Annotated in this window: 13 protein-coding genes and 1 pseudogene; 8 read left to right on the forward strand and 6 right to left on the reverse strand. The window is 72.8% G+C overall.

What is annotated here, in order from left to right; translation table 11 throughout:
• Window positions 1–75 precede the first annotated feature (75 nt).
• Window positions 76–1,551, forward strand: a complete 1,476-nt coding sequence (gene der, locus GTY58_RS33890) for a ribosome biogenesis GTPase Der (protein ID WP_010987924.1) — start codon at window positions 76–78, stop codon at window positions 1,549–1,551.
• A gap of 70 nt (window positions 1,552–1,621) precedes the next feature.
• Here the strand turns inward: der and GTY58_RS33895 are convergent, their stop codons facing one another.
• Together GTY58_RS33895 and GTY58_RS33900 are read right to left on the reverse strand one after the other, a co-directional pair.
• A complete protein-coding gene (locus tag GTY58_RS33895; protein ID WP_010987925.1) occupies window positions 1,622–2,011 on the reverse strand; it encodes a hypothetical protein in 390 nt (129 codons plus the stop codon).
• Between the two features lie 170 nt (window positions 2,012–2,181).
• On the reverse strand, window positions 2,182–2,955 hold the full coding sequence (locus GTY58_RS33900; RefSeq protein ID WP_037646372.1) for a hypothetical protein: 774 nt from the start codon (window positions 2,953–2,955) through the stop codon (window positions 2,182–2,184).
• A gap of 538 nt (window positions 2,956–3,493) precedes the next feature.
• On the opposite strand from GTY58_RS33900, the gene GTY58_RS33905 reads away from it, so the two are divergent.
• A complete protein-coding gene (locus GTY58_RS33905; protein WP_010987927.1) occupies window positions 3,494–4,168 on the forward strand; it encodes a transglycosylase family protein in 675 nt (224 codons plus the stop codon).
• Between the two features lie 138 nt (window positions 4,169–4,306).
• On the forward strand, window positions 4,307–4,897 hold the full coding sequence (locus tag GTY58_RS33910; protein ID WP_010987928.1) for a transglycosylase family protein: 591 nt from the start codon (window positions 4,307–4,309) through the stop codon (window positions 4,895–4,897).
• A gap of 78 nt (window positions 4,898–4,975) precedes the next feature.
• Here the strand turns inward: GTY58_RS33910 and GTY58_RS33915 are convergent, their stop codons facing one another.
• The 3 genes and pseudogenes from GTY58_RS33915 to GTY58_RS33925 all read right to left on the reverse strand — a co-directional run bounded on the left by GTY58_RS33915 (window position 4,976) and on the right by GTY58_RS33925 (window position 9,041).
• Entirely contained in the window at window positions 4,976–5,626 is a 651-nt protein-coding gene (locus tag GTY58_RS33915; RefSeq protein WP_010987929.1) for an ATP-binding cassette domain-containing protein, read from the reverse strand.
• Window positions 5,623–8,559 (reverse strand): annotated as a pseudogene (locus GTY58_RS33920) (ATP-binding cassette domain-containing protein). The gene GTY58_RS33915 and the pseudogene GTY58_RS33920 overlap by 4 nt, the downstream one beginning before the upstream one ends.
• On the reverse strand, window positions 8,559–9,041 hold the full coding sequence (locus tag GTY58_RS33925) for a hypothetical protein (protein WP_010987932.1): 483 nt from the start codon (window positions 9,039–9,041) through the stop codon (window positions 8,559–8,561). The pseudogene GTY58_RS33920 and the gene GTY58_RS33925 overlap by 1 nt, the downstream one beginning before the upstream one ends.
• A gap of 152 nt (window positions 9,042–9,193) precedes the next feature.
• Here GTY58_RS33925 and GTY58_RS33930 point away from each other — a divergent pair, with 152 nt between their 5' ends.
• The 5 genes from GTY58_RS33930 to GTY58_RS33950 all read left to right on the forward strand — a co-directional run bounded on the left by GTY58_RS33930 (window position 9,194) and on the right by GTY58_RS33950 (window position 14,374).
• Window positions 9,194–9,763, forward strand: a complete 570-nt coding sequence (locus GTY58_RS33930; protein WP_010987933.1) for a hypothetical protein — start codon at window positions 9,194–9,196, stop codon at window positions 9,761–9,763.
• Window positions 9,732–11,021 (forward strand): ABC transporter substrate-binding protein, encoded by a 1,290-nt coding sequence (locus GTY58_RS33935; RefSeq protein ID WP_010987934.1) that lies wholly within the window; start codon window positions 9,732–9,734, stop codon window positions 11,019–11,021. The genes GTY58_RS33930 and GTY58_RS33935 overlap by 32 nt, the downstream gene beginning before the upstream one ends.
• 153 nt (window positions 11,022–11,174) lie before the next feature.
• Window positions 11,175–12,437 carry a glycosyltransferase family 4 protein gene (locus GTY58_RS33940; RefSeq protein WP_010987935.1) on the forward strand — a complete coding sequence of 421 codons (1,263 nt, stop codon included), beginning with the start codon at window positions 11,175–11,177 and terminating at the stop codon, window positions 12,435–12,437.
• Entirely contained in the window at window positions 12,437–13,270 is an 834-nt protein-coding gene (locus tag GTY58_RS33945; protein WP_042493856.1) for a hypothetical protein, read from the forward strand. Before GTY58_RS33940 ends, GTY58_RS33945 begins: the two co-directional genes overlap by 1 nt.
• 66 nt (window positions 13,271–13,336) lie before the next feature.
• Window positions 13,337–14,374, forward strand: a complete 1,038-nt coding sequence (locus GTY58_RS33950; protein WP_078936614.1) for a YafY family protein — start codon at window positions 13,337–13,339, stop codon at window positions 14,372–14,374.
• On the opposite strand, the gene ctaD is transcribed toward GTY58_RS33950, so the two are convergent.
• Window positions 14,256–15,947 (reverse strand): cytochrome c oxidase subunit I, encoded by a 1,692-nt coding sequence (gene ctaD / locus GTY58_RS33955; protein ID WP_010987938.1) that lies wholly within the window; start codon window positions 15,945–15,947, stop codon window positions 14,256–14,258. The two genes, GTY58_RS33950 and ctaD, sit on opposite strands and share 119 nt — an antisense overlap.
• Between the last annotated feature and the right edge of the window lie 419 nt (window positions 15,948–16,366).

Here is a 16,366-nt window from a genome sequence, read left to right on the forward strand (position 1 = left end):
ACACTTGAGTAGTGGATCTCCCGATCTGCGGGCGGTCCACCGATCACCACGAATGAACGACGAGGTACGGACTTCATGAACGACCACATCCAGCCCGAGGGCTCGGCCGAGCACGAGCACGGGGCGCTTGGCGATGCCGAGTACGCGGAGTTCATGGAGCTCGCCGCGGAAGAGGGCTTCGACATCGAGGACGTCGAGGGCGCGATCGACGAGGCCGGTCACGGCCCGCTCCCGGTCCTCGCCGTCGTCGGCCGCCCGAACGTCGGCAAGTCGACCCTGGTGAACCGCATCATCGGCCGCCGTGAGGCCGTCGTCGAGGACAAGCCGGGCGTCACCCGCGACCGCGTCACCTACGAGGCCGAGTGGGCGGGCCGCCGCTTCAAGCTCGTCGACACCGGCGGCTGGGAGCAGGACGTCCTCGGCATCGACGCCTCCGTGGCCGCGCAGGCCGAGTACGCGATCGAGGCGGCCGACGCGGTCGTCTTCGTCGTCGACGCCAAGGTCGGCGCCACCGACACCGACGAGGCGGTCGTACGGCTGCTGCGCAAGGCCGGCAAGCCCGTGGTCCTGTGCGCCAACAAGGTCGACGGCCAGAGCGGCGAGGCCGACGCCTCGTACCTCTGGGCCCTCGGCCTCGGTGAGCCGCACCCCGTCTCCGCGCTGCACGGCCGCGGCACCGGCGACATGCTGGACGCCGTGCTGGAGGCGCTGCCCGAGGCCCCGGCGCAGAGCTTCGGCGCCGCGATCGGCGGCCCCCGCCGCATCGCCCTCATCGGCCGCCCGAACGTCGGGAAGTCGTCGCTGCTGAACAAGGTGGCGGGCGAGGACCGCGTGGTCGTCAACGAGATCGCGGGCACCACCCGTGACCCGGTCGACGAGCTGATCGAGCTCGGCGGCGTCACCTGGAAGTTCGTCGACACGGCGGGCATCCGTAAGCGCGTCCACCTCCAGCAGGGCGCCGACTACTACGCCTCGCTGCGCACCGCGGCCGCCGTCGAGAAGGCCGAGGTCGCCGTCATCCTCATCGACGCGTCCGAGTCCATCTCCGTCCAGGACCAGCGCATCGTCACGATGGCCGTCGACGCGGGCCGCGCGATCGTCCTGGCGTTCAACAAGTGGGACACCCTCGACGAGGAGCGCCGCTACTACCTGGAGCGGGAGATCGAGACCGAGCTCCTCCAGGTGGCGTGGGCGCCGCGGGTGAATGTCTCGGCGCGTACCGGACGTCACATGGAGAAGCTCGTCCCGGCGATCGAGACGGCCCTGGACGGCTGGGAGACCCGGGTCCCGACCGGCCGCCTGAACGCCTTCCTGGGCGAGCTGGTCGCCGCCCACCCGCACCCGGTCCGCGGCGGCAAGCAGCCCCGCATCCTCTTCGGTACGCAGGCGGGCACCAAGCCCCCGCGCTTCGTGCTCTTCGCCTCCGGCTTCATCGAGCACGGCTACCGGCGCTTCATCGAGCGCCGGCTCCGCGAGGAGTTCGGCTTCGAGGGCACGCCGATCCACATCTCGGTACGGGTGCGCGAGAAGCGCGGCAACAAGAAGAAGTAGCGGCTACGGCGGCACGCAGAAGGGGCGGTCCCTCCCGGGGCCGCCCCTTGTTCGGTATGGGGGTCATCGGTCACATGCCCCTGCGCGGGGCGGGCGGCAGCGCCGCCGGGACGTGATGCATCCCCGTGGCGTGCTGGCGCGTGCCCGGCTGCCAGATGGCGGTCGTGGCGAGATGCCCGGTCGCGTGCTGGGGGGTGCCGTGGCGCGCGCCGTACCCGACCGCGCCGTACGAGCCCGTGGTGTACGAGCCAGTGCCCCTCGGAGTGTTGGCGAAGGCGGTGAAGCCCAGATCCTCCTCGCCGCTGCGGTCTCCGGGCAGCGATCGGAACGATCTGACGTACTCGGCGTAGAGCGCGTCGTAGATCGGGGTGGCCGAGGAACCGTTCGCCAGGTCCTGGGCCGGTCGCGCGGCCGGAACCGGCTGGAACGACGGGCGGCGGGGGGGATCGTATGCGTGCACGTATGTGCCAACGACCCCACCGCCCAACAGATGCGGCCACCGCGCCGATTGAGCAGGTCACCCGGAGTGGGGCACGCTCCGACGGGGGCGCGGGGAACTGCGTGACCTGCCACGGCGGACCCGCGGCCGACGGACCGCCCCTGGTTCCCCGGCCTCGTCCGGCGCAGCGCTCAGGTGCCGGCGAGCGGCAGCGCCGCCGCCACCAGCTTGCCGCCTGCCGCCGCCTTGTCGAGCGCGTCGCGCAGCAGGTCCTCGCGGGGCTGGCGGCCGATCGAGCCGACCGGGGCCGCGAACATGATCACCTGCTGGTGCTTGTTGGCGGCTGCGCGCCAGTTCTCGGCGACCTGGAGCGCCTGGTGCGCCTGCCACCAGGCGACCGGTGAGCCGCCGCCGGTGCCCGGCTGGAGCACGGCGTGCAGCTGGCCCATGGCGAGCAGCACGGACCAGCCGTGCAGCACGGACGGCACCGACTCGATCCGGGTCAGCGGCATGAAGCCCTGCTCGATGAGCAGCGGCAGGAAGTCGTCGCCGGCGGCGGTCGAGCCCGGGCGCACGATGGGTCCGGTCGGCTCGACGACGAGCGCCGGGTGCAACTCGCCGCTGATCAGGACCAGTCCGCTGGTGACACCGAGCACGGCCTGCTCGGGCACCGGAGTGCCGGGCCCTTCCTCGGCGGCGATGGAGCGGACTGCGCCCTGGAGCTGCTCCTCGGTGACCTGGACGACCTGCGAGGGCAGGCAGGTGGCGTGGGCGAAGGCGAGGACGGCGGTCTCGTCGCCGATGAACAGGACGGTGCTGGTGTGCTCCTGCTCGGAGTCGCCCGGGGTACGGCAGGACGTGCAGTCGTAACTGCCCGGGGCGTTCTCTCCGGCGAGCAGCCGGTCGGCTTCTTCGTCGCCGATCTCGGCGCGTACGTCGTCGCTGACGTCGAGCATGCGCGGCACGGGTGGCTCCCTCGGGATGCGGTGCGTGGCGATGCCGGGTGGCTCCCGGCTCACGGGCTCGGGGGGTCCCCGGGCTCACGAAGAAGACAACGGGCGATCTGTGGCCGGAGTCACGCCCGGAAGCGAACGGAATCGAACCAACCGGCGCGCAGCGTGAAGCCGTGTGCGGAATGCGTTACTCCACGCCAACTTCCCGGGGCCTCAAGGAAGTTGGGTCGGTGAGGTGGGTCACAGATCATCAGACCGGCAGGTCGACAAATCCGGAAATCGGCGAATGAAGTGGGTGGCTGAAAGTCGCCGATACCTCGGGTAACGGCGAACTGGCCTGGAGTGACGAGGAGTTGGTTGATATCGCGTCACCGCCCTCTCTAGATTGCTCCGCCGTGTGCAACGAGCACCGCTCGGGTACGTCCGCCGGCCGCACGACAGCCAGTCCAGCACCACCTCCGGCGGACGGGGCGAGCACGGCGACCGCGTCCTACGCGCAGGGAGCCGTGCCCCGCCTTGGGGGATCCCGGGTGATTCGAGAGGGAAATACATGTCCGAATGTGCCGATAGCACTCGTAAGGTTCGTACGACTCGTACGACGGCGGTCCTCGCCGGGGCAGCGCTCCTCGCCCCGCTCGGACTGCTCGCCGCGACCGGCGAAGCCGCCGCGGCCGACAGCGGAGTGTGGGACCGCATCGCACAGTGCGAGAGCGGCGGAAACTGGCACATCAACACCGGCAACGGCTACTACGGGGGACTGCAGTTCTCCGCCGGCACCTGGCGCGCGTACGGCGGCACGGCCTACGCGGCGACCGCCGACCAGGCGTCCAGGGGCCAGCAGATCGCCGTCGCCACCAAGGTCCAGCGTGCGCAGGGCTGGGGTGCCTGGCCCACCTGCTCGGCACGCGCCGGAGCAGGCGGAAGCGCGCCCGCCGCATCGGGCACCGGGGCGAGCGGCGGGTCGTCCTCCGCCGGTTCGGCCACCACCGAGTCGGCCGCATCGGCCAAGCAGGCCCCGTCGAAGCAGTCGAAGGCGCCGACGCGCGCGCCGGAACACACCAACCGCAACTCCTCCCGCGGCGACTACACCGTCCGCGACGGTGACACGCTCAGCGGCATCGCGTCCCGGCACGGGACCACCTGGCAGAAGCTGTACGCCGCCAACAAGACGGTGCTCGGCGGTGACCCCGACCTGATCATGCCCGGACAGCGGCTCGCGCTCTGAGCGGCGCTCCCCCTTCGGTCCCGGACGGCCCCTGCGACGGCACGGGCGTCCGGGCACGGGTCCCACCCGGTCGGCCGACCGGGTGGGACCCCGGCGCGGCTCAAGGGGCGGGCCGGGGCAGCTGCTTAGCGTGACGCGATGCGCCCCGTGTCCCGCCGCCGCGACCGTGACCGCCTTTCTGTGCGGGTGCGTGCCCGCGTCGGCTTCCCGTACCTGGTGGTGGCCGCGCTGGCCGTCGTACTCGCCCCCGCGGGGGCGGTCGCCGCGCCACCGCCCCCGCTTCCCGGCCCCCAGGCGGCACCGGTGTCGTACGAGTGCGCCAAGGACGAGTGGCCCTGGGACTGCCTCGCCGACTGCGAGAGCAGCGGGCGCTGGGACGCGAACACCGGGAACGACTTCTACGGGGGGCTGCAGTTCCGGCAGCCCACGTGGGAGGAGTTCGGCGGACTGACGTACGCCCCGCGCGCTGACCTGGCCACGCGCAAGCAGCAGATCGCGGTCGCGGAGCGGGTGCTGGCCACCCAGGGGTGGCAGGCGTGGCCCGCCTGCGCCAAGAGGTACGGGCTCGAGGGCCGCGCGCACGTGGTGAAGGCCGGCGAGACGCTCGCCTCGATCGCCCGCGCGTACGACGTCAAGGGCGGCTGGACGGCGCTCTACCAGGCCAACAAGGAAGTGGTCGGGGCACGGCCGGACCGGCTGAAGACCGGGACGGTGCTGCTGATCCCGTAGCGTTCCGGCCGCGCGCGGCCCCTCGGGCGGGGTGCTGTGCGGGCCGCCTCCGCCGTCCGGGGGTGTCCGCCTCGTCCGTCACGGCCGGGCGAGTTCGGCCGCCTCTCCGCTGAAGGCGACGGCGCCGCGCCGCAGTTCGTGGACGAGGACGGTACGGCCCGCCGGTCCGGCCAGACCGTGCGGCAGGCGCTGCTCGGCGACGATCACACAGGCGTCGAGGCCGCTCAGCAGCCGGTAGGTACGGGCCGCGACCTCCGGTGACATGCCCTGTGCCGGTTCGTCGACGAGCACCACGCGCGCGGGTGCCGCCAGCGCCCGGGAGAGGGCGAGCATGCGCTGCTCGCCGCCGGAGAGGGTGCCGGCGCGGTGCGGGAGCAGCGGCTCGAGCTGCGGGTAGGCGTCGAGGGCGGGCGCGAGGTCCCCGGCCGTCAGCTCCAGGTTCTCCCGGACCGTGAGGGAGGCGAACACGGCCCGCCGCTCCGGGACGAGGCACAGCCCGCGCCGGGCCCGCTCGTACGCGGGCAGGCGGGTCACGTCGGCGCCGTCCCAGACCACCGCGCCGCCGGACAGCGGGACGCCGCCGGCGAGGGCGCGCAGTACGGTCGTACGGCCCGAGCCGTTGCGGCCGAGCAGCACGGTGAGGCCCGGGCCCGGCGCGACCAGGGACACGCCGTGCAAGGCCTCCAGGGGGCCGTAGCGCACGCGCGCGTGGCGCAGGGCGATGCTCATGCTCCGCCTCCGCCCCCGCCTTCGGCTCCGCCGTCCAGGACACGGTCGGCGGGCCCTGAGGCGACGATCCGGCCGGCGGTCATCACATGCACGATGTCGGCGAGGTCGGCGACCAGGTCGAGATCGTGTTCGACGACGAGCAGGGCGGTGCCGTCCGCGGCGAGGGCCCGCAGCACGCGGGCCAGCGCGGTCACCTCGGCGGTGTCGAGACCTGCGGCGGGTTCGTCGAGCAGCAGGACGCGCGGGCTGCCGGCCAGGGCCCGCGCCAGTTCGACCCGTCTGAGGGTTCCGGTCGGCAGCCCGGCGGTGGGCAGCGCACGTACGGGCCCGTCGAGTCCGAGCAGCCGCAGGGACCGTGCCACGGCCGCCGGATCGGGGAGGCGTCCCTGCTCGGCGCCGATCCGCACGTTCTCGGCCACGGTCAACGAGGGGAAGACGGCCAACTGCTGAAAGGTCCGCGCGATACCGAGCCGGGTCCGGGCGTGCGCGGCCAGCCGGGTGACGTCGCGGTCGCCGAACAGCACCTGCCCGCGCGCGGGGCGCAGGGTCCCGGCGAGGCAGTGGAACAGGGTGCTCTTTCCGGCGCCGTTGGGGCCCACGACGGCGGTGACACGGCCGGGCGGCAGCTCGAGGTCGACGCCGTCGAGGGCGGTGCAGTCACCGTAGGCGGCGTGCAGCCGGCGGGCCCGCAGGGTGTGCGGGGCGACGGGGGAGGGGCGGGGAGCCGCGGCGCGAGGCGCGTTCCGGGAGCGTGACCGCGGGCCATGGGACGCACCGGGGCCCTGGCCGGCTGCCGGGCGGGACACGGCCCCCGGCACACCGGCGGCCCCGTCGGCGTCCGGCCGGGACGCGGGCCCCGGCCGCTCCACCGGACTGCTTCCCGTCGGGCGTTCGGCCGGACTGCCTGCCGTCGGGCGTCCGGCCGGACTGCCTGCCGTCGGGCGTCCGGCCGGACTGCCTGCCGTCGGGCGTCCGGCCGGACTGCTTCCCGTCGGGCGTTCCGCCGGAGCGCCTCCCGTCGGGCGTTCCGCGGTCCTCTAGCCCGCCGCCGCCGTGGCCTCCGGGAGCACGGGCCCCCCGGCCGGCCGCACCCTCCGCCGTATCCGCGCCCCCAGCGGTGTCAGGCTCGGCCGGCGGTGCGGCGGACGTCGTGCGGCCGTGGCGCGCAGGGCCTCGTACGGGCCGCCGGGGAAGCGGCCGACGAGGACCGCCAGGACGCCGATCAGGGCCGCCGCCACCCCGCCCCGCGCCCCCGCGTCGAGGCCCACCAGCAGGGCCGCGGCAGCCAGTGCGCCCAGCACGCTGTCCGCGCCGAGGACCACGACGGCCGCGAACCACAGCAGCCCGCGCACCGGGTCGTACGCCGTCGCGTCGAAGGCCCGCAGACCCATGCCGAGCATCCCGCCGCCCAGCGCGGCCAGGGCGGCGCCCGCCACGAACGCCGTCAGTTTCAGGGCCGCGACGTGGACGCCCGCGGCGGCCGCGCCCGGCTCGTGGTCGCGCATCGCCGCGAGGGCCCGGCCCGTGCGGCCCCGGCGCAGGGCGCTCGCCGCCCACAACGCGCCCGCCAGGAGCACGAGTTCGAGTACGTAGTAGGCGCGGTCCCCCGCGAAGCCCGCCGGGCGGTCCAGGGACAGGCCCGACGTCGCGTACGGCTGGGTGAAGACGAAGCGGCTCACCCCGACGCCCACCGCGAAGGTCGCGAGCGCGAGCGCGAGGCCGTGGCGGCCGATCGCGGGCCGGCCGGTGAGCAGGCCGAGCGGGGCCACCAGGAGGACGGCCAGGGCGAGGGCCGCCAGTTCGGGCACCCGGGGCAGGCCCGGGAAGCGGCCCGCCGCCAGCAGCGCGGTGAACAGGGCGCCCAGACCCGCGTACGCCGCCTGCCCGAGCGAGATCTGGCCGCCGCGGCCCGTCACCACGACCAGGGACAGCAGCACCACGCCCAGCGCGGGCACCTGGACCGAGGTGTGCAGGTCCGAGCCCGCGAAACCGAGGGGCAGGAGGAAGAGGACCACGGCCACGATCCACGCGCCCGGCGGGGTCGGCACCCGGGCCGTCGCCGTGCGGGGGAGCGCGTCGCGGCCGCCGACGCCGGGCAGGACGAGCGCCGCGACCAGCAGCGCCACGACGAACAGGTTCGCGCCGACCGCCTGGAGCAACGGCTCCGCCCAGCCCGACGGATGCAGCCGCGTCAACTGGCTCTGGGCCACGCCGATGCCGAGCGCCACCACCACGGCCACCGGCAGGCTCCGCATCCGCGCGGCGACCGCGACCGCGACCACCTCCATGACGAGGAGCGGCATCCCGTACGGGTCGAGGCGCACCACGGGAGCCAGGAGTACGCCCGTCAGACCCGCCGTGAAGGAGCCGAACGCCCAGCCCGCCGCCGCCACCCGGTCGGCGTCGATGCCGCCGAGCACGGCCAGCGCACGGTCGTCGACCACCGCCCGCAGCTCCCGGCCGAAGCGCGTCCGGCGCGTCACCGCCCCCACCCCGGCGGCCAGCACCAGCGCCACCGCCAACTGCCCCCAGGGGTCGGCCGACACGAGCGTCGGCGCGTCCGCGCGGGCCCCGGAACCCCATACCAGCGTGGCCCCGCCGACCAGCAGCACGAACACCCCGATGGACGCGACCAGCGTCCGTACCGGATCACCGCCCGGCACGGACAGCGGACGGAAGACGAAGCGCTCCAGGACGATGCCGATCCCCGGAGCCACCACCAGCAGGGTGACCGCCGCACCGGCCGCGAGGGGCCAGCCCCACTCGACCGTGAACTGCCGCAGCAGATACGCGCACACCATCGCGACCGCCCCGTGCGCGAAGTTGAGCACGCCGGTCGCCCGGTGGGTGACGACCAGCCCGACGCCGGTGAGAGCGGCGGCGCTGCCGACCGAGAGCCCGGCGAGGGCCAGGTCGTACGTGAGCGAGGCCATCAGCCGACCGGACCGGGGGGCGGCGGCTCACAGATCGGGCACGGGCCGAGTTCCCCGCTCGCCCACAGCCGTGAATCCGCCGGTACCGCCTCGGACTTGCCGGCGACCAGCGGGCAGTCGGCCCGGTGCCACAGCGTGCCGCCCGGCACCCTCAGCAGCTCCCCGCTGGTGGCGACGGGGGCGGCCGCCGCCTGCCCCGGCTCCGCCACGCCGGCGGGCTCGGCCGCGACCAGCAGCCCGTACAGCTCCTCCACACGCGCCGCCGCCGACGCGGGCCCGCCGTGCGTGAGCAGCACCGCTCCCGCGATGATCAGCGCGGCGCCGGGCACCGTGCAGGACGCCAGATACGGCAACTGCCGCTCCGCGTACCGCTCGCCGGAGACGCCGTACCAGCCGAGGACGCAGAACACCGCGCCGGCGGCGAGCGCGGCCCAGCCGGCCCAGAGGACGAGGTGCGCGGTCCGCAGTCGCCGTGTCCGCATCCGGGCTCCCACACGTCGTGTGTCCGTCGGTGTCTGTCCGCGCCTGCCTGCGTCTGTCCAAGTGAGCCGATGGCTTGCACTATGCCTTCTGGAAGCTGACCCTGAAAGCTCCGGGCGCACCCCGCCCGGACCGACACCCGGTGGTGAGCCAGATGGTTCTCGGGAGCGACCTCAGGCGGGCAGACACACAGCGGGGGCGCGGCCCCGGACGGGCGACGGCCTGGGCGGCCGTCGCCGTTCTGCTACTCGGCCCGGCTCTCGCCGCGTGCAGCGACGAAAGCGGCGGCGAGAACACCACTCCGCCGACCCCCTCGGTCGAGAAGCCGACCGGCGCGCAGCCGAGTCCGACGGCCCCGGCGGACCCCGCCGCGGCCAAGAAGGAGATCAAGAAGAACTGGGAGAAGTTCTTCGACCCGGCCGTCCCCACCAAGGACAAGCAGGCCGTCCTGGAGAACGGCGACAGGATGACCGCGGTCCTGCGGAGCTTCAACGGCGACAAACGCGGCGGGCAGGTCGCGGCACACGTCGAGAAGGTCGCGTTCACCTCGCCGACCGAGGCGGACGTGACGTACTCGCTGACCCTGAAAGGCCAGACCGTCCTGCCCGGTGCCGCCGGGACCGCGGTGGAGCAGCACGGCACCTGGAAGGTGTCCGTGAACACCCTCTGCGCGCTCGTCCAGTTGAGCGGCGATGCGTCGGCGAGCCCGGCTCAGGGCTGCTGAGACGGCCGCCGCGGTCCTGCTGCTCCTGGTGGGCGCGGGCTGCGGCAGCCGCCTGCCGGAGAGCGACTTCGCACACCGGTCCGCGCCGCCCGCGTCGCGGCGCACCGAGCCGGTCCGTGTCGGCATCCTCACCAGCGCCACCAGCCCGGTCGGCGGCTCCGCCTTCACCGGCCCGCGCGACGGCGCACGCGCCTACTTCGACCGCCTCAACGCGCGCGGGGGCATCGACGGGCGGAAGGTCGACGTGCGGACCTGCGACGACGGCGGCAGCGGCGTCGGCAACAACGAGTGCGTGCACAGGCTGATCGACGAGGACAAGGTCGTCGCGCTCGTCGCCACCACCGCCCTCACCTACGCGGGCGCCTCCCGGGTGTCCGCCGCGGGCGTGCCCGACATCGGCGGCCAGCCCATCGGGGCCGCGTACGACACCTATCCGCACCTGTACGGGATCTACGGCAGCCTCGCGCCCCGCACCGGCACACCCGGCTGGGGCGGGAAGGTGTACGGCGGCACCGAGGTCTACCGCTACTTCAAGCGGGAGCACGGCGCCCGTACGGCCGCCGTCGTCTCGTACAACCAGTCCGCGTCGGCCGCGTACGCCTCACTCGTCGCGCGGGGCCTGAAAGCCGAGGGCTACAAGGTGGTCACCGAGCAGGTCGACTTCGCGCTGCCCAACTTCCGTGCCGCGGCGGCCGACCTGAAGGACCAGGGCGCCGATCTGGTCTTCGACGCCATCGACACGCACGGCAACGCCCAGCTGTGCAGGGCGATGGACGAGGTCGGCGCCGACGTCATCGCCAAGGTCACCAACGTGCAGAACTGGACGTCGTCGGTCCCCGAGGACTACAAGGACTCCCCGCGATGCCGCAACGTCCTGTGGGCGACCGGGTCGAGCCGCAACGCCGACGACACGGCCGACCCGGCCGTACAGGAGTTCCGCGCCGCGACCAGGGGGCTGAAGACGCACTCCCAGTGGCAGTTGGAGGGGTGGGCGGCCGCGATGTGGTTCACGGACGCCGCCAGGTCCTGCGCGACGGACCTCACGCGCGCGTGCGTCGACCGCTTCATGAGCCGCGGCACGCCGTATACGGCCGACGGGCTGCTGATCCCCGTCGGCTACGAGCGGCTGGCCGAGCCGCCCAGGACCCGCAGGACCTGCCTCTCGGTCGCACGCTGGAAGGACGCCGAGGGGTGGGTCGCCCAGGGGGACATGAACGCCACCTGCTTCGTCGTACCGCAACTCCCTTACCAGCCCTGATGCATTACACGACGGAAAGGTTCCTGAAACCGGTTACCGATGGGGCAACTGTTCGGGAACGAAATGATGAGGGAACCCAACCAACCTCCAACCTCCCCGGTCTAACCATCCGGTAGGCGGACGAGACAGGGAAACACGGGGATTCGGGGACGCATGCATATCTCTTTCTTAATACACAATGCGTACGGAATCGGAGGGACGATTCGGACCACGTACAACCTGGCGAACACCCTGGCCGAGCAGCACGACGTGGAGATCGTCTCGGTCTTCCGCCACCGCGAGCAGCCCGTCTTCGCGCCCGACCCGCGCGTGCGGGTGCGGCACCTCGTCGACCTGCGCGAGGGCGCCCCTGACGCGGGCCACCCCGACCTGGGCCGTCCGGCCAGGGTCTTCCCGCGCGCGGAGGGCCGCTACCAGCAGTACAGCGCCCTCAGCGACCGGCGCATCGCCGGCCACCTCGCCTCCGTCGAGGCCGATGTCGTGGTCGGCACCCGCCCCGGCCTGAACGTGCACCTCGCCCGCGAGACCCGGCGCGGCCCGCTGCGCGTCGGCCAGGAGCACCTGACGCTCGACAGCCACTCCAGGGCCCTGCGTGCCACCCTGCGCGGCGCCTACCCCCGCCTCGACGCGCTGACCACGACCACCGAGGCCGACGCCCACGCCTACCGCGGCACGATGCGGCTGCCCGGCGTCCAGGTGCACGCGGTGCCCAACCCGGTGCCCGCGCCGGGCATCGAGCCCGCGGACGGCACCGGCAAGTGGGTCGTCGCGGCCGGGCGGCTCGCGCCGGTCAAGCGCTACGACCTCCTCATCAAGGCCTTCGCGCGGGTGCGCGCCCAGCGGCCCGACTGGCGTCTGAGGATCTACGGCGGCGGCAAGCAGAAGGACACGCTGCGCGCCCTCATCGACGAGCTCGGCCTCTACAACCACGTGTATCTGATGGGCCCCGCCAACCCCATCGAGCCCGAGTGGGCCAAGGGCTCCATCGCCGCCGTGACCTCCAGCCTGGAGTCCTTCGGCATGACGATCGTCGAGGCCATGCGCTGTGGCCTCCCGGTGGTCTCCACCGACTGCCCGCACGGGCCGGGCGAGATCATCGACAACGGCGTCGACGGCCGGCTCGTCGAGGTCGGCAACGTCGAGGCCATCGCCGAGGGACTGCTCGAACTGATCAACGACGACGCGCTGAGACAGCGGATGTCCGTCGCCGCCCTCAAGGACTCCGAGCGCTTCGACCCGTCCCGGATCGCCGAACGCTACGAAAGCCTGTTCACCGGCCTGGCCCCGCGCGGCGGCGCCACGCTCGGCGGGAAGGTGCGCGGCTCCCTGCACCGCACCCGCGGAGCGCTGCTCGGTGGGGCGTACGCGGTTCGCGATGTCGGACGTACCGCACTCAAGAAAGGGCGCGCCGCGTGATGACGCTGGCTGAGCGGACCACCGGCCGGCACCCCGACGAGGAGACCGCCCCGCCCCCGCGCGCCGACTGCATCGCCGACTCCGCGGGCGGACTGACCTTCGACATCGGCGGGAGCGACGAAGCGGGCCTCGCCCACCTGGTGCTGCGCCGCCGCGAGGACGACGCGGAGGTCCGGCTCCCGCTGACCCCGAGCGCCGAGGGCCGGCTGCGCGCCGCCCTGCCCAGCAGCGTCGAACTGCCCGAGGGCCGCTGGGACGCGTACGCCCAGACCGCGGACGGCGAGCCACAGCGGCTGGTGCCCGGCGTCAGCGACCTGCGCTCCCTCGTGGACCGTGGGCCGGGCGCGGCGGGCCACGTCGCCGTCCGCATCCCGTACGCCACCAAGCACGGCAACCTCACCGTCCGCAGCTGGCTGCGCGCCCCGCACGCCGAGGCGGGCGAACTGCGCATCGGCGACGGCGGGCTACAGGTGAGCGGCCGGGTGCACGGGGCCGCGCTCGCGCCGGGCGCGCACGCCGAGCTGTGCCGCCGCGGCGAGCCCGCGTCGGTCCTGACCGCCGAAGTCGCCCCGCGGCAGGGTGAGTTCCGGTTCACGGTGGACTACGGCGCCATGGCGGAAGGTGTCTGGGACCTGTGGCTTCGCCCGGCGGGGGAGGACGGACCGCGGGTGCGGATCGCCCGGCTCCTCGACGACATCGCGGACAAGAAGCCGATCTTCACCTACCCGAAGCTCACGCTGGAGACGAAGCACGGGCCGGTGCAGGCCGGGCCGTACTACACGGCGGACAACGAGCTGTCCGTGACGGTCACTTCAGCACCGCCACCCCAGTGAATCGAAGGCGCTCACTTCCGCGCTCGCGGACAGCCGCTGTCCGCAAGCGCTGGCAGACTCGGAACCATGTTGGAGACATCGGCACGACTGCTGCGCCTGCTCTCACTGCTCCAGGCCCACCGTGAATGGTCCGGTGCCGGCCTGGCCGAACGCCTCGGTGTCACCCCGCGCACCGTCCGCCGGGACGTGGACCGGCTGCGCGAGCTGGGCTACCCCGTCAACGCCAGCCCCGGTACCGGCGGCGGCTATCAGCTCGGCGCGGGGGCGGAGCTGCCGCCGCTGCTCCTGGACGACGACGAGGCGATCGCCGTCGCGGTCGGGCTGCGCACGGCCGCGGGGCAGGGCATCGAGGGCATCGGCGAGAGCTCCGTACGCGCCCTCGCGAAGCTCGAACAGGTGCTGCCGAACCGGCTGCGCCGCCGCGTGAGCGCCCTCAACGCCTTCACCGTGCCGATGCTGCGCGGCCCCCAGCCCTCCGCCGTCGACCCCGCCGTCCTCACCGAACTCGCCCACCTCTGCCGGGACGCGGAACGCCTGCGCTTCAGGTATCGCGGCAACGACGGCGCCTCCACCCGCCGCACCGTCGAACCGCACCGGCTGGTGTGCTCCGAGCGCCGCTGGTACCTGGTCGCCTGGGACGTCGACCGTGACGACTGGCGTACGTTCCGCGTCGACCGCATCACGCCCAGGCCGCCGCACGGCCCGCGCTTCGCGCCCCGCACGCCACCGGCCGACGACCTGGCCGCCTACGTCTCCAGAGGGGTCTCCACGCGCGCGTACGCCGCGCAAGCCGTCGTCCGGCTGCTCGTGCCGATCGAGGAAGCGGCCGCACGCGTCTCGCCGTCCGCCGGGACGCTGGAGGCCGAGACCCCCGGAAGCTGCGTCCTGCGCACCGGGGCCGCGAGCCTCGACGTGATGGTGATCCACGTGATGATGATGGGCTTCGAGTTCGAGGTGCTGGAGCCCGCCGAACTCACCGAGGCGGTCAGGACGGCTCGCGATCGGCTTGCTCGTGCTTCGGCTCGGGCTGCGGAGCCTCCCCGGCGTGCGCCGGATGGTGCAGGTCGAACGCCGGGGACTCCGAGCGGACCCGGGGCAGCGTGACGAAGTTGTGCCGCGGCGGCGGGCACGAGGTCGTCCACTCCAGGGAGCGGCCGAAGCCCCACGGGTCGTCGACCTCGACCTTCCGGCCGTACCTGGCGGTCTTCCAGACGTTGTAGAGGAACGGCAGCGTCGACATGCCCAGCAGGAACGCGCCGATCGTCGAGAGGGTGTTGAGCGCGGTGAAACCGTCGGCGGCCAGATAGTCCGCGTACCGGCGTGGCATGCCCTCGGCGCCGAGCCAGTGCTGCACCAGGAACGTGGTGTGGAAGCCGACGAACAGCGTCCAGAAATGGATCTTGCCGAGCCGTTCGTCGAGCATCTTGCCGGTGAACTTGGGCCACCAGAAGTAGAAGCCGCCGAAGGTCGCGAAGACGACGGTGCCGAAGACCACGTAGTGGAAGTGGGCGACCACGAAGTACGAGTCGGTGACGTGGAAGTCGAGGGGCGGCGAGGCCAGGATGACGCCGGTGAGGCCGCCGAACAGGAACGACACCAGGAATCCGGTCGCCCACAGCATCGGTGTCTCGAAGGACAGCGACCCCTTGAGCATCGTGCCGGTCCAGTTGAAGAACTTCACGCCCGTCGGCACCGCGATCAGGAACGACATGAACGAGAAGAACGGCAGCAGCACCGCGCCGGTCGCGAACATGTGGTGCGCCCACACGACCACCGACAGACCGGTGATCGCCGCCGTGGCGCCGATCAGCGTCAGATAGCCGAAGATCGGCTTCCGGCTGAAGACCGGGATGATCTCCGTGATGATCCCGAAGAACGGCAGCGCGATGATGTAGACCTCGGGATGCCCGAAGAACCAGAACAGGTGCTGCCACAGCAGCGCCCCGCCGTTGGCCGCGTCGAACACCTGCGAGCCGAACCGCCGGTCCGCCTCCAGGACCAGCAGGGCCGCCGCGAGCACCGGGAACGCCATCAGCACGAGAATCGACGTGAACAGGGTGTTCCAGGTGAAGATCGGCATCCGGAACATCGTCATGCCGGGCGCGCGCATCCCGATGATGGTCGTCAGGAAGTTCACCGAGCCGAGGATCGTGCCGAAGCCGGCCAGCGCGAGGCCCATGATCCACATGTCGGCGCCGATCCCCGGCGAGCGCTCCAGGCTGTTGAGCGGCGCGTACGCGAACCAGCCGAAGGCGGCGGGCCCCGACGGCACCGCGAGCGAGCCGAGGACGATCAGGCCGCCGAAGAGGAACAGCCAGTACGACAGCATGTTCAGGCGCGGGAAGGCCACGTCCGGGGAGCCGATCTGGAGCGGCATGATCTCGTTGGCGAAGCCCGCGAAGGTCGGAGTCGCGAACAGCAGCAGCATGATCGTGCCGTGCAGGGTGAACAGCTGGTTGAACTGGTTGTTGTCCACGATCTGCATGCCGGGCCGCGCGAGTTCCGCCCGCATCACCAGCGCCATGACGCCGCCGATCAGGAAGAACGCGAACGACGTGATCAGATAGAGGTGGCCGATCTTCTTGTGGTCGGTGGTGGTCAGCCAGTCGACGATCAGCCGCCCCGGCTGCTGTGTCCGTACGGGTCGCGCCGTCGCCTGCGCGGTGTCCGTCCCCATCGCCTGCCCCTTCGCCGATCGGGTCCTGGGCTTGCAGCCCGCGCCACGGGTGTCCGCGAGCTCACGCCATGATGCTCGCGCCGCCCCGGGCTCCGACAGGGGGCGTGCGGGGGATCTGTGCCGGAACCGTGCATTTCTTATGCGGTGTCTGCTTCGGCGGAGCATCTCGGAATCGGAATGGAAAACGTCGGCAGCGCACTGCGCGCCGTGCTTTCCCGCGGTTATTCACGACCGCTTCCGACGGCCGCCAAGGTAGTCCCGAATTTCGTTCGAAGGTGGGCGCAACGCATACGGAACCGCTCGTACGTGTGACGGCATTGGGCCGAAACGCATGTCGTGGTCCTGTGACAGAAGTGTGACGGGGGAGGTACGGGTGACGCGGGGTGGCGGCCCCGGGCTTCCCCGGCCCCGGCTCGCGG

This window comes from Streptomyces sp. SID5469 (assembly GCF_009862865.1).
GTDB lineage: Bacteria > Actinomycetota > Actinomycetes > Streptomycetales > Streptomycetaceae > Streptomyces > Streptomyces avermitilis.